Genomic DNA, 13,489 nt, shown 5'->3' on the forward strand with positions numbered 1-13,489 from the left:
CCTCCAGACGCGCGATCTCTCCCGTCTCCAGTCCTACCCAGATCGCGCCGTCCGGACGACCGGTAGATTTCCGGTGTGGAGGCACGGACGGTCACCGGCCGCTACCGGTTGCTGCGGCGACTGGGCAGTGGCGGGATGGGCACGGTCTGGCTGGCGCATGACGAGTTGCTCGACCGGGACGTCGCGGTCAAGGAGATCCGGCTCCCGTTCGCCGGCGAGGACGACCCGGCGGTCAAGCGGGCGCTGCGCGAGGCGCAGGCGGCGGCCCGGCTCAACCACCCGGGCATCATCACCGTGCACGACGTGGTGGTCGACGATCACCGGCCGTGGATCGTGATGGAGCTGGTCGAGGGCGGTTCGCTGGCCGGCGCCATCCGGGACCACGGCCTGCTCACCGAGCAGCGCACCGCCGAGATCGGGATGGCCGTGCTCGATGCCCTGCACGCCGCGCATCGTGGCGGCATCACGCACCGCGACGTGAAGCCGGCGAACATCCTGCTCGACTCCTCATCGGACCGCGTCGTGCTGACCGACTTCGGCATCGCCGCGATCGACGACGCCACCGCGCTCACCCGCACCGGGCAGATGGTGGGGTCGCCGGCGTACATCGCGCCGGAGCGCCTCAACGGCCGGCCCGCCACGGCCGCCTCCGACCTGTGGGCGCTGGGCGTGACGCTGTACGCGGCGGTGACCGGGGAGTCGCCGTTCCACCGCGACCACGCGCCCGCCACCCTGGCCGCGATCCTGACCAGCAAGCCCGCCCCGCCCGCGCACGCCGGGCGGCTGTGGCCGGTGATCAAGGGGCTGCTGCACAAGGATCCGGCCAAGCGGCTGACCGCCGAACAGGCGCGGCCGTTGCTCGCCGCGGTCGCGTCGCCCGGTCCGGCGCGGCCGGGACCGCCCCGGCCACGGCGGTCCCGGTTCGACGACATCACCCGGACCGCCCTGGACGCCCCGGCGGCACCGCGGCGGCGGTGGCCGGCCGCCGTCGCCGCGCTGGTGGTCCTGGCCGCCGTGGCGATCGTCGTGGTCGTGCGCTCGGGCGCGTCCGACCGGTCCGGCGCGCCGGACGAAGGCCGGACGACGCCGACGACCTCGTCCACCCCGCCGGCGGTCTTTCACGGCGCGCTGTCCGGCCACTCCGACACCGTTCTGGCCCTGGCCTTCAGCCCCGACGGGCGAACGCTGGCCACCGGCGGCAGCGACCGGACGGTCCGCATCTGGGACACCGCCACCGGCCGTCCCGTCGAGGTCCGCACCCAGCACCGCGACGTGGTGCTCGACCTCGCGTTCAGCCCCGACGGCACGATGCTCGCCTCGGCCGGGCACACCGACGACCCGACGATCCGGTTGTGGGCGACGGACGGCTGGAAGCCGCTGGGCACCCTCAACGTGGGCGTCGCGTCGGTGCAGGCGCTGGCGTTCAGCCCGGACGGCCGGACCCTCGCGGCCGGCGGCCTGTCCGGAAAGATCGTCCTGTTCGACACCCGGACGCTGGCCGAGCGGAAGCGCCTCGCCGGGCACACCGGCGGCACCTACGACCTCGCGTTCGACCCCGGCGGCACGCTGCTGGCCAGCGGCGGCTCGGACCAGCGGGCGCGGGTCTGGGACGCCGCCACCGGGCGCCCGGTGGCCGAGCTGCCCGGCCCGCCGTCGATGCTCGCGGTGGCGTTCGGCCACGGCGGCACGCTGCTGGCCGCCGGCGGTTCGGACGGCCAGGCGCGGCTCTGGGACACGGCCACCTGGCGCCCGGGTCAGCGCCTGACCACCTCCGACGCGCAGATCGAGACGCTCGACTTCAGCCCGGACGACGGCTGGCTGATCGCGGGCACGGAGTCCGACCTCGGCGTACCCGTCTGGCGGGTCCAGACCGGTCGCCTCACCCGCGAGGTGAACCTCAACGACGAGTGGCCGATGATCGCCCGCTTCAGCCCGGACGGCCGGACGATCGCCACCGGCGGCGCCGACCAGCTGGTGAGGCTGGCCGGCGCCAGAGACTTCATCGGTCCCTAGACGGCGAGTCGGTCCTCAGACGGCAGCGGTGGCGGCCGGGAACCGCTCCCAGACGCGGTGGGCGGCGAGCAGCCGCGTCACCGCCGCGAACGCCTCCTCGCCGGACTTCGCGGTGACCACACCCGGGCCGGTCGCGCCGACCTCCTGGAGCACCGTCGCGCCGGCGCCCCACGCGCCGATCGCCTTGGCGTGCCGCCAGCACTCCTCGACCAGCAGCGCGACCCGCGGGTCGACCGAGGACCGGCCGTCGGCGCCGGCCTTGGCGTCGAGCCCGGGCAGCGCGTCCGGCGCCGGTACGGGCGCGCCGGCCAGCAGCAGCACGTCGAACTCGACCGACCGCGCGGTGGCGAAGGTCCGCTGCACCGGCAGGTCGCCGATCAGGCCGCCGTGCGGGGCGATCAGCAGCGGCACCAGGCCGGCGGCGAAGGCGGCCTGGCGGACGTCGTTGACTCCGGCGTCGAGGTTGGCCGGGTCCACGACGATGCCGACGATCCGGCCGTCCGGCGGCCACTCGGCGCCGAGCTGCGACAGCGCCGGGCTGGGCGTCACCTCGGGCAGGGTGATCGAGGGCGCCGGCGCGGGCAGCCCGAGCCCGGTCGCGACCCGCTCGCACAGCACCGGGTCGATGTTGGCCAGGGACAGCAGCTGACGTTCCTTGATCGTCTGCTCGTAGCACTTGCCCAGCTCGAACGTGTACGCCTGCACGATGTGGTCCTGCTCGACCGGCGTCATGCTGGCCCAGAACAGCCGTACCTGGCTGTAGTGGTCGTCGAAGGTCACCGGGTTGGCCCGGATCTTCGGCGCCTCGGCCACGGTCACCGGGCTGTCCTCGAACGACCTCTCGGTGGTCGGGAACGGGTTGCCGGCGTCGAGCGAGTTCGGATGGTACGGCGCGACCCCGCCGTGCACCGCCTGCTGGTGGAAGCCGTCCCGGAGCATGTCGTTGACCGGCGCGTGCGGGCGGTTGATCGGGATCTGCTGGAAGTTCGGGCCGGCCAGCCGGGTGATCTGGGTGTCCACGTACGAGAACAACCGGCCCTGGAGCAGCGGGTCGTTCGTCACGTCGATGCCGGGCGGGAGGTTGCCGAGGTGGAAGGCGACCTGCTCGGTCTCGGCGAAGAAGTTGGTCGGCGTACGGTTCAGCACCAGCTTGCCCACCCGCTGCACCGGCGCCAGCTCCTCCGGCACGATCTTGGTCGGGTCGAGCAGGTCGATGCCGGCGAACGTCTCCTCGGGCGTGTCCGGGAACACCTGGATGCCCAGCTCCCACTCCGGGAACGCGCCGGCCTCGATGGCGTCGTACAGGTCGCGCCGGTGGAAGTCCGGGTCGACGCCGCTGGCCAGCTGCGCCTCCTCCCAGGTCAGCGAGTGCACGCCGAGCTTGGGCTTCCAGTGGAACTTGGCCAGGGCGGTCTCGCCGGCCTCGTTGACCAGCCGGAAGGTGTGCACCCCGAAACCTTCCATCGTCCGGTACGAGCGGGGGATGCCCCGGTCGGACATGTTCCAGATGGTGTGGTGCTGCGCCTCGGTGTGCAGCGAGACGAAGTCCCAGAACGTGTCGTGCGCGCTCTGGGCCTGCGGGATCTCCCGGTCCGGGTGCGGCTTGCCGGCGTGGATGATGTCCGGGAACTTGATCGCGTCCTGGATGAAGAACACCGGGATGTTGTTGCCGACCAGGTCGAACGTGCCCTCGTCGGTGTAGAACTTGGTGGCGAAACCGCGGGTGTCACGGACGGTGTCGGCCGATCCGCGCGAGCCGAGCACGGTCGAGAAGCGTACGAAGACGTCGGTCTCCTTGCCCTTGGCCAGGAACCCGGCGCGCGTGACGCCCTCCGCGTTGCCGTACCCGGTGAAGACGCCGTGCGCTCCGGCGCCGCGGGCGTGCACCACCCGCTCCGGGATCCGCTCGTGGTCGAAGTGGGTGATCTTCTCGCGGAAGTGGTGGTCCTGGAGCAGGACCGGGCCGCGCGGGCCGGCCTTGAGCGAGTGGTCGGTGTCGCGCAACCGCGTGCCGCCGGCGGTGGTCAGGTAGGACCCCTGCTGCGAGTGCGACGGGGCCGGGACGCCGGTTTCCGCGCCGGTGGGCGTACGCGTCTCCGGGGTTCCCTGCTCGCTCTTGGGCGGCAGCGGCTCGTGCGGCGTGGTCGGCTCCTCGAGCGGCGGCGTCGCGCTGCCCGGCGACCCCGGGATGCGGTCGCTCGCCGCGCGGGCGACGTCGGTCACCTTCTCCGCCGCCGCCTCGACCACTTCCTGGATCTTCCGCGCCGGGTTGGGGCTGTTCATCGGACCTCCTGGAGAGTCTTCGGCTGACTGCCGCCGACTACCCCGGAACCAATCCAGAAAACGCCTTTCGCGCGTTTGATCCGATTACCCGCCGGAATCGGTCTCCCGCCGGCCGCCGCGGGTTTCGTCCTCCGGGCGTTCGCGGGTGCGCTCGCGCGTCGTCCCGTACCAGGCCGTTCCGGACTGCATGTCACCGTGTGACGGTTGACGGCCTCGGCGGGTCTGCTCGTCGGCTGGTGCTGCGCTGGGCATCGTGGTGCCTCCCTGCAAAATTGCCTACCAGCAAGGATCTTCCCTCGGACGGCCCGGCCAAACCGGACGAGAGGTGCGATGCTCCGAGGCGCGAGATGATCGTTACTGTCGGATCCATGAGCCAGAACAACCCGTTCGCGCGCCTCCCCGAGGTGCCCAGCTTCACGGTGACCAGCACGACGGTCGAGGACGGCGGGCCCTTCCCGGCGGCGCAGATGTCCGGCGCGTTCGGCGTGCCCGGCGGCCAGGACGCCTCGCCCCAGCTCTCCTGGAGCGGTGCGCCCGAGGGCACCAAGAGCTACGCCGTCACCGTCTACGACCCCGACGCGCCGACCCAGTCCGGCTTCTGGCACTGGTCGGTCGCCAACATCCCCGCCGACGTCACCTCGCTGCCCGAGGGCGCCGGCGACGAAACCGGTTCCGGCCTGCCCGCCGGCGCCTACCAGCTGGCCAACGACGCCGGCGCCGCCCACTTCATCGGGGCCGCCCCGCCGGCCGGGCACGGCCAGCACCGCTACTTCATCGCCGTGCACGCCCTCGACACCGAGGACATCGGCGTGCCGGCCGAGGGGACGCCCGCGTTCCTCGGCTTCACGATCAGCAGCCACATCCTCGCCCGCGCCGTCCTGGTGGCGACCGCGGAGATCCCCGCCGACAGCTGATCACCATGGATATCGGGCGCGCCGGCCCGCCGGCGCGCCCCCTCCAAGGTGGGTGACACTCGATAGGCGTCACGGCGGGACGATCTGTATAGGGTGAGCCTGTGGCGGACGTCGAGGTGAGGGCGGCCGATGAGCGGTTGCGGCGCTTGGAGGCGGTGACCGACGCTGCGCTGAGCCATCTGGACGCCGGCGACCTGCTCGACGAGCTGCTCGACCGGGTCCGTGACCTGCTCGAGGTCGACACCGTCGCGGTGCTCCTGCTCGATCCGCACGCCCAACAACTGGTGGCGACCGCGGCCAAGGGCCTCGAGGACGAGGTGCGGCGCGGGTTCCGGCTGGCCGTGGGCCGCGGCTTCGCCGGGCGGGTCGCCGCCAGCCGGCAGCCGATCGCGCTGGTCGAGGTGGGTGCGACCGATGTGGTCAGCCCGATGCTGATCGAGATCGGGGTGCGGTCGCTGCTGGGTGTCCCGATGCTGGCCGGCGGCGAGTTGGTCGGGGTGCTTCACGTCGGCAGCTGCACGCCCCGGGTGTTCACCGACGACGACGTACGCCTGTTGCAGCTGGTGGCCGACCGGGCCGCCGCCGCCGGCGAGATCCGCGCCCACCGGGTCGAGCAGACCGCGGCCCTGGCCCTGCAACGCAGCCTGTTGCCGGCCAGCCTGCCACGTCCGCCCGGCCTCGATCTGGCGGCGCGGTTCGTGCCGGGTCACGAGTTCGGCGTCGGCGGCGACTGGTACGACGTGTTCACGCTGCCGTCGGGCTGGGTCGGTGTGGTCGTCGGCGACGTGTCCGGACACGGCTTGCAGGCCGCCGTCGTGATGGGCCGGATCAGGAGCGCGCTGCGGGCGTACGCGCTGGTCAGCGACGATCCCGCCGCCGCGCTCACGCTCCTGGACCGCAAGGTCCGGCATTTCGAGACGGCCAGCCTGGCGACCGTCCTCTACGCGATGATCGCGCCCGACCGCGACCGCGTGGTGATCTCGCTGGCCGGGCACCTCCCGCCGGTGCTGGCCCGGCTCGACGGCTCGTCCGCCCTGGCCGACGTCGCGGTCGACCCGCCGGCCGGGGTGGTCCGCCACCGGCCGCGCCGCAACACGACCCTGCCGCTGCCACCCGGGGCGGTGCTGGCCGGATACACCGACGGCCTGGTCGAACGCCGCGACCGGGTCATCGACGAGGGCCTTGACGAGCTGGTCGCCGCGGTGCGGGCCGGCCCGAGCGCCGAGCAGGTGTGTGCCGGCGTGATGACGGCCATCGACACCGAGGCGCCGACGGACGACATCGCGCTGCTGGTCATCCGTCGGTGCCGGTCAGGGTCGTGACCAGGGGCCTCGGTCAGGCCCGGTCGCCGTCGGCCTCGATGTCGATGCTGTCGACCCGGTTGGGATAGAACGCGATGTGCCCCTTGATGGCGGCGACCGCGTCGCGGGGGTTCTGGTATTCCCAGACCGCGTCGACCGCCTTCTCACCGCCGTCCGGGATGGAGTAGTAGCTGGCGTCGCCCTTGTACGGGCAGTACGACTCGGTCGAGGTGCGCTCGAGCGAGGCCTCGTCGACGTCGGTCAGCGGCAGGTACTGCACCGGCGGGTAGTCCGCCTCCTGCAGCGTCAGCGCGTTGCGCGTGTCGGCGATCACCTTGCCGGCGACCATCACCACGACCCGGTTGTGGTTCGGCGTGATCGTGATCGGGTGGTCCGGTCCTGGTTCGAGTACGGGCTTGTCGGCCATGCGATCCACTCTACGACGCACTTCTGACCGGCTCTTCCGTACCGCGAGCCGGTGGTGGTGTTATGTCCACCCGTGGCCGGGGCTCAGCACTCCTGATCCGTACGGGGCGATTGCGCAGGCTTGTCCCTGACGACAGCGCCCACGGTCAGGGAGGCCATCATGCGGAGGCGAACCATTCTCACCGGCACGGCACTCGGGGTCGCCGGGGCCGCGCTGGGTTTGGCCCGGCCGGCCGGCGCCCGGGCCGGGTCGGCCGGCGGTGAGGTCCTGGCGATCCGCGGGGTGACCGTGATCGACGCGTCCGGTGGCGCCCGGCGCGGTCAGACCGTGCTCATCCGGGGCGGGCGCATCCTCGACGCCGGGCCGGCGCAACGGGTGCCGGTGCCGCACGGCGCGCGGATCGTCGACGGCGCCGGGAAACATCTCATCCCCGGCCTCGCCGACATGCACACCCACGCCGTCGGCATCGACGACACCGACCCCGAGCTGTACGTGCTCAACGGCGTCACGACCACGCGGCAGATGTCCGGCGGCGCCCTGGCCCGGCAGTGGCGGCAGCAGGTGGCCGACGGCGCCCGGCTCGGCCCGCGGTGGTCGATCGGCAGCCGGATCGTCGACGGGTCGCCCTCGCTGTGGGACGACCTCGACGGCGACGGCTCGGTGCACCTGGCCGTCGAGAACCCGGCGCAGGCCCGCGAGGCGGTCCGGCAGGAGCACGCCGCCGGCGCCGAGTTCATCAAGACGTACACCCGCCTGACCCGGGCTTCCTTCCTCGCCGTGGCCGACGAGTCGAACCGGCTCGGCCTGCCGTTCCTCGGCCATGTCCCGGACTTCGTCCAGCTCACCGAGGCGAGCGACCGTGGGATGCGGACCGTCGAGCACCTCTTCGAGATCTGGTACGACACGTCGGCCGACGAGGACCGGCTGCGCGCCGCCGTGGCCGCCGTGCCGATCGGCCGGGGCGAGTACAACGGCTGGTTCAACCGGATGCACCCGATCGAGTACGCCGCGGCCCGCAGCCATGACCGGCGCAAGGCCGAGAAGGTGTTCGGTCGCCTCGCCCGCAACGGGACGTTCTGCACGCCGACGCTGGCGCTGCACGAGACCAACGACAAGCCGGAACAGATCGACCGCCACGACCCGCGTTACCGGTACTTCAGTGCCGACGTGATCGGCTACTGGGACTGGGCCTTGGAGAATCAATACCTTCCCGGCCGTACGCCGAACCAGATCTCCCGCTCGAAGGAGCTGTTCCGGCGTCGTCTCGCGCTCACCGCCGACCTGGCCGCGGCCGGGGTCCCGCTGATGACCGGCACCGACCTCGGCACCACCTACCTGATGCCCGGCTTCAGCCTGCACGACGAGCTCGCCCTGCTCGTGCGGGCGGGCCTGGAACCGATCCAGGCCCTCGCCGCCGCCACCGTGAACCCGGCCCGCTACCTGGGCCGGCGTGACTCCGGCGTGGTCGCCCGGGGCGCGGTCGCCGACCTGGTCCTGCTCGACGCCGACCCGCTGCACGACATCCGCAACACGACCCGCGTCAACAGCATCGTCGTCCAGGGCCGGCTCATCGGCCCGGCCGAGCGCGCCCGGCTGCTCGCCGACATCGAGGCCCTGGCCGGGCGACCCAAGCCGGCCGCCGCGGCCCCGGTCGCCACGGCCCCGGTCGCCTCTCGTGGTTGCCCCTGCTGACCAAGTAGCCTTGCCCGCCATGCAGCCCGCCTCGAAGCTGGAACGTCGCGTGGTGACCGCCGCCGAGCAGGCGCTGGCCCGCCAGCGTCACGTCAGCCCGCTCGACGTGCTGACCGGGCTGGGCTGGGTGCCGGCCGGCCTGGTGACCGACTGGCGGCAGGGCCGGGCGCCTCATCTGGAGGCGGTCGCGGCGGTGTCGTCCGACCGGCTGGCCGACGCGCTGGAGATCTTCCATCGCTGGGTGCGGAGCGGCGGCCTGCGCCCCAGCGAGGTCGAGTACGTGGCGGCGACCCGCGACCGGCGGCCGCTGCGTTTCACCGCCGCCGGCGACGACGCGCTGGAGCAGGCGTACCGGGTGCACTGGACGCCGGCCGAGCTGACCGACCAGCAGCGGGAGCGGCTGACCACCAGACAGAGCAAACCGCCGGACCTGGTCGTGGTGCTGCCGGCGCGGGCGTTCACGTGCGCCGGCTGCGGGCAGACGGCCGACGACATGCTGATGATGGAGGACGACGGACCGATCTGCTTGACCTGCGCCGACCTCGACCACCTGGTGTTCCTGCCGGCCGGCGACGCGGCGCTGACCCGCCGCGCCGAACAGGCCAGCCGGCTCTCGGCGGTGGTGGTGCGGTTCAACAAGTCCCGGAGACGCAACGAGCGGCAGGGCCTGCTGGTGGAACAGGCCGCGGTCGAACAGGCCGAGCAGCAGTGCCTGTCCGACGAGGACGCGCGCGCCCGCCGCCGCGAGCGGGACCGGGAACGGCGCGAGGTCGCCGACGAGTCGTTCCAGCACGACCTGGCCGAACACATCGGCCGGCTGTTCCCCGGCTGCCCGCCGCCCCGCGCGCTCGCGATCAGCCGGCACACCGGCACCCGCGGCAGTGGCCGGGTGGGCCGCAGCGCCGCGGGGCGGGCGCTCGACCCCGACGCCGTGACGCGTGCGGTGGTCGCCTCGGTGCGGCATGAGGACACCGCGTACGACGAGATGTTGATGGCCGGCGTGCCGCGCGACGAGGCCCGGGAGCGGATCCGATCCGACATCGACCGGGTCCTCGAAGCGTGGCGACAGAAGTGATCTAGGCGATCTTCTCCGGCGGTGGGTCCACTGTGGGCACCGCCGGGGTGGCCTGGCCGTTGCTGCGCCCAAGGCGGGTCAGCAGGCCGGACAGGTCGACGCCGGTGAGGTCGGTGCCGAGTTGCAGGCCCTGGGCGACGTTGCTGGCCACCGAGCGGGTCAGGGACGACGCGCCGTCGGTGGAGATGACCGTCAGTTTGTCGATCGCCCCGATCGGCCGGCTCGCCGCCTCCACCACCTGGGGCAGGACCTGGGCGAGCAAGTCGAGGATGGCCGCCTCGCCGTACCGGGCGAACGCGTCGGCCTTCAGCCGCATCGCCTCGGCGTCACCCTGGCCACGCGCCAGAGTCGCCGCGCCTTCCGCGGCGCCTTCCCGTTCGGCCGCCTCGGCCAGGGCGGACCGGCGGGCCCGCTCGCCCTCACCGTTCAGCCGGGCCTGCTCGGCGTCGGCCTGGGCCCGGGCGATGGTCGCCTGCCGGCGGGCGTCCGCGGCGAACACCTCGGCGTTGCGCGCCGCCTCGGCGCCCTGCTCGACCCGGTAGCGGTCGGCGTCGGCCGGCCGGCGTACCTCGATGTCGAGCTCTCGCTGTTTGAGTTCGGCCCGGCGTTCGGCGACCTTCTGCTGCTCGCTGAGGATCCCCTGCTCCTGCTCGGCCTTGGCCAGCGGGCCGGCCGCCGCCGAGCGCGCCTGCGCCGCCTCGACCTCGGCGCGGATCTGGGCCTTCTTGAGCTCGAGGTTGCGCTGCGCGGTGGCGATCGCCTCGTCGGCCAGCAGCCTGGCTTCCTGGGAGGCCTGCGTCGCCTTGGCCTCGGCGATCGCCGCGTCCTTGAGGATCCGGGCCGCCTCGGGCCGGCCCAGGTCCTGCAGGTAGCTGCCCTCGGTGAGGATGTCCTGCACCTGGAAGGTGTCCAGGACCAGGCCCTGGTTGGTCATCGAGTGCTCGGCCTCCTCGGCGACCGCGCTGGCGAACCGCACCCGGTCACCGATGATCTCCTCGATGGTCAGCCGTCCGACGATCGCCCGGAGCGAGCCGGCCAGCACCTCCCGGGTGAACTGGTCGATCTCCTTCTGCTGGTGCAGGAAGCGCTGGGCGGCCGCGCGGACCGCGTCCTCGGTGCCGCCGACCTTGACGATCGCCACCCCGTGCAGGTTGGCGCGGATGCCCTGCTTGCTGACCGCGCCCTGGATGTCGACCGAGATCCGCCGGCTGGACAGATCGAGCGACTGCTTGCGCTGGACGACCGGGAGCACGAAGACCGACGCGCCCATCACGACCTTCTGGCCGGAATTGTCGGTGGAGCGGGAACCCTGCGAGTCGGTCACCGATCGGCCCCGGCGGCCGGTGATGATGAAGGCCTCGTTCGGGCCGGCGACCTTGATCCGGGACAGGACGAACATCACGAGCAGAAAGACGACGAGTACGCCGCCGGCGGTGGCGATCAACAGGGACATTCCGCGCTCCTTGGTCGATGCGGTGGTCAGCGCACGGGTGGGAGTGGTTCGACGACGACGCTGGCGTGGCTGGTCGCCTCGACCACGAAGACGTCGGCGCCGAGGGGCAGCGGCGATGAGGCACGGGCGGTCAGCTTCACCGGGTAGCCGGCGACGCGTACCCGTACCTCGCCGTACCCCTGCTCGGAAATCGGAGTGACCACCACCCCGATGGCGCCGACCAGATCAGCGCGACCGGGTGTGGCATCGGTCGGGATGTCGCGGGCCCACCGGGACAGACGGACCGCGAGGTAGGCGACAGGCACCGCGGCCGACAGGCCGATCGCGCCCGCGGCGGCCACACCACCAGGGGTATCAGCCCCGAGCAACTCGCTGGCGACGGCCGCGGCGAACCCGAACGCCCCGATGAAGGCGGCGATGGTCTGCGCCGAGGCGCCGCCGACCCCGCCGAACCCGATCAGGCCGAGCAGACCCGAGCCGATCAGGCCGAGCAGAAGGATCACGGCGCCCACCGCGCCGATCAACATGAAGACCAGCGTCACGCCGTCCACACTGGTCAAGACTACCGGTCACACCAAACCTGGACCTCGTAGTCGTTGAGCAGCCGGATCAGGGCGACGTTGATCGCGATGCCCCAGATCGACTGGAGGACCGCCCCGGTGAACAGCGAGACCAGGGCGCCGAGGATGTTGAGCGAGCACAGCGCGATCGCCAGGACCCGGGCCCAGTTGCGGCCCTGCCACACGAACACACCGCTCACGGCCTGCGCCGCGGACAGCGCGACCTGGAGGAAGACCAGGACGTAGAGATAGGCCGGGACCGACTGGCCGTGGCTGGCCGAGTCGTTGACGATCGACATCAGCACGGCGGCGAACAGGATGCCCAGCCCGCCGAACACGATGAGCAGAATCGACAGCGTTTTCGCTTTGCGTGGCCGGGTGGGCTGGGGCGGGGTGGGTTCCGGACTGCTCTGAACGCCGGCTTCGTACAACGGAAACGCCTCCTTAGTGGACCCTCACGATGAGTGTGATTCGCCTTTCCGGGCCGGTCCATGCCGCACAGGTGCGGCATGGACCGGGGTCCGGTCGCGTGTCAAACTGCGGGCGTGTCCCTACCGCAGGCGGTCGACCTGCATCAACGGATCCGGTCGATCACCACCGGCGTGATCCTGCTGTCCCGGTTCGGCACCCTGGGCATGGTCGGGCTGAGCATCGTCGCGATCGCCCGGGCCGACGGCTACCTCAACCCGCCGGTGGCCGCGATCCTCTACCTCGCGGTCGCGGTGTGGAGCGTGGTGTACCTGCCGGTCGTCGCCCGGCACGACCCGATCCCGCGGCCGGTGCTGACCATCGACGTCGCGGTGACCTCGGTGGCCGTGGCGATCCTGCCGTGGACCCTGAGCGAAGAGGCGTTCGCGACGGTGGCGGTGCCCGACTTCGAGCCGGTCGCCGTCTCGACCGCGGTCGCCGTGGCCCTGGCCACCGCGTCCTGGCGGGCCACCATCGCCGGATGCCTGGCCCTGGCCGCGGCGTTCACCGTGGCCCAGTTCGCGTCACCCGACTACGCCGAGCTGGCGTCCACGGCCAACATCATCGGCTGGCAGGTGGTCACCGCCGCCTGCTGCTGCCTGTTCATCCGCCGCCTGCGGGCGGTCGCGGACGCGGTCGGCGTCGCCACCGACCAGGTGATCGCCGCCCGGGAACGCGTCGCCGCCCGGCGCAGCCAGATCCAGCACTTCCACGAGCAGTTGCGCCGCCACCGGGCCCTGCACGACGGCCCGCTGCGCCTGCTCACCGCGATCGCCGGCCAGGGCCCTGCCGCCCACCCCGACGCGCGGGTGCGGCGCCAGGCCGCGATCAGCGCCAACGTGCTGCGCGGCGCGACCCCCGACGACCCCGACGGCACGCTCACCGAGCTTTCCCTGGCCCTGATCGAGGCCGGCAACGAGAGCGCCACGCAGGGCCTGCGGGTCGAGTACCACTTCGCCAACCTCCCCGAGACGCTCCCGCCCGAGGTGTTGCACGCGTTCCGGCACGCGACCGGCGAGGCCCTCGAGAACGTCGCCCGGCACGCCGGGATCAGCCGCGTACGTCTGACCGCCCTGACCGACCGCCGGTCCACACCCACGGTCACGGTGGCCGTCGTCGACCAGGGTCAAGGCTTCGAGCCCGACAAAACCACGCTGGGGTACGGAATGCAGCACTCGATCATCGCCCGCATGCACGAGGTCGGTGGCCTCGCCACCATCGACAGCCACCCCGGTCAGGGCACCCGGGTCGACCTGCGGTGGCCGGCATGATCCGGGTCGCGATCATCCTGCGGTGGCCGGCA

At 72.5% G+C, this 13,489-nt stretch carries 11 protein-coding genes; 6 read left to right on the top strand and 5 right to left on the bottom strand.

Annotation, left to right across the window (positions count from 1 at the left end; genetic code table 11):
- Window positions 1-75: 75 nt before the first annotated feature.
- Window positions 76-2,013, top strand: coding sequence for a serine/threonine-protein kinase (locus AB0M54_RS15620; protein ID WP_364471658.1), 1,938 nt, complete (start codon window positions 76-78; stop codon window positions 2,011-2,013).
- A gap of 15 nt (window positions 2,014-2,028) precedes the next feature.
- Here the strand turns inward: AB0M54_RS15620 and AB0M54_RS15625 are convergent, their stop codons facing one another.
- A complete protein-coding gene (locus AB0M54_RS15625; protein ID WP_364471661.1) occupies window positions 2,029-4,296 on the bottom strand; it encodes a catalase in 2,268 nt (755 codons plus the stop codon).
- Between the two features lie 368 nt (window positions 4,297-4,664).
- Between AB0M54_RS15625 and AB0M54_RS15630 the strand changes: the two genes are divergently transcribed.
- Together AB0M54_RS15630 and AB0M54_RS15635 are read left to right on the top strand one after the other, a co-directional pair.
- Window positions 4,665-5,210: a YbhB/YbcL family Raf kinase inhibitor-like protein gene (locus tag AB0M54_RS15630; RefSeq protein ID WP_364471664.1), complete on the top strand. Its 546-nt coding sequence runs from the start codon at window positions 4,665-4,667 to the stop codon at window positions 5,208-5,210.
- A 101-nt stretch (window positions 5,211-5,311) separates the two neighbouring features.
- Window positions 5,312-6,532 carry a GAF domain-containing SpoIIE family protein phosphatase gene (locus tag AB0M54_RS15635; protein WP_364471667.1) on the top strand — a complete coding sequence of 407 codons (1,221 nt, stop codon included), beginning with the start codon at window positions 5,312-5,314 and terminating at the stop codon, window positions 6,530-6,532.
- Window positions 6,533-6,545: 13 nt separating this feature from the next.
- Here the strand turns inward: AB0M54_RS15635 and AB0M54_RS15640 are convergent, their stop codons facing one another.
- On the bottom strand, window positions 6,546-6,938 hold the full coding sequence (locus AB0M54_RS15640; RefSeq protein ID WP_364320821.1) for a DUF427 domain-containing protein: 393 nt from the start codon (window positions 6,936-6,938) through the stop codon (window positions 6,546-6,548).
- 159 nt (window positions 6,939-7,097) lie between these two features.
- On the opposite strand from AB0M54_RS15640, the gene AB0M54_RS15645 reads away from it, so the two are divergent.
- Together AB0M54_RS15645 and AB0M54_RS15650 are read left to right on the top strand one after the other, a co-directional pair.
- Window positions 7,098-8,630 (top strand): amidohydrolase family protein, encoded by a 1,533-nt coding sequence (locus tag AB0M54_RS15645; protein WP_364471669.1) that lies wholly within the window; start codon window positions 7,098-7,100, stop codon window positions 8,628-8,630.
- 19 nt (window positions 8,631-8,649) lie between these two features.
- Window positions 8,650-9,705 (top strand): DUF2293 domain-containing protein, encoded by a 1,056-nt coding sequence (locus tag AB0M54_RS15650; protein WP_364471672.1) that lies wholly within the window; start codon window positions 8,650-8,652, stop codon window positions 9,703-9,705.
- A 1-nt stretch (window position 9,706) separates the two neighbouring features.
- On the opposite strand, the gene AB0M54_RS15655 is transcribed toward AB0M54_RS15650, so the two are convergent.
- From AB0M54_RS15655 to AB0M54_RS15665, 3 genes are read right to left on the bottom strand one after another with little or no spacing between them, the layout of a single operon-like run.
- Window positions 9,707-11,158, bottom strand: a complete 1,452-nt coding sequence (locus tag AB0M54_RS15655; RefSeq protein WP_364320812.1) for an SPFH domain-containing protein — start codon at window positions 11,156-11,158, stop codon at window positions 9,707-9,709.
- Window positions 11,159-11,184: 26 nt separating this feature from the next.
- Complete coding sequence (locus tag AB0M54_RS15660) at window positions 11,185-11,685, bottom strand: hypothetical protein (protein WP_364321291.1); 501 nt, start codon at window positions 11,683-11,685, stop codon at window positions 11,185-11,187.
- A 35-nt stretch (window positions 11,686-11,720) separates the two neighbouring features.
- Complete coding sequence (locus AB0M54_RS15665) at window positions 11,721-12,056, bottom strand: hypothetical protein (RefSeq protein WP_364471675.1); 336 nt, start codon at window positions 12,054-12,056, stop codon at window positions 11,721-11,723.
- Window positions 12,057-12,263: 207 nt separating this feature from the next.
- Between AB0M54_RS15665 and AB0M54_RS15670 the strand changes: the two genes are divergently transcribed.
- Window positions 12,264-13,457 carry an ATP-binding protein gene (locus AB0M54_RS15670; RefSeq protein WP_364320806.1) on the top strand — a complete coding sequence of 398 codons (1,194 nt, stop codon included), beginning with the start codon at window positions 12,264-12,266 and terminating at the stop codon, window positions 13,455-13,457.
- Window positions 13,458-13,489: the final 32 nt, after the last annotated feature.

Source organism: Actinoplanes sp. NPDC051470 (genome assembly GCF_040682035.1).
Taxonomy (GTDB): Bacteria; Actinomycetota; Actinomycetes; order Mycobacteriales; family Micromonosporaceae; genus Actinoplanes.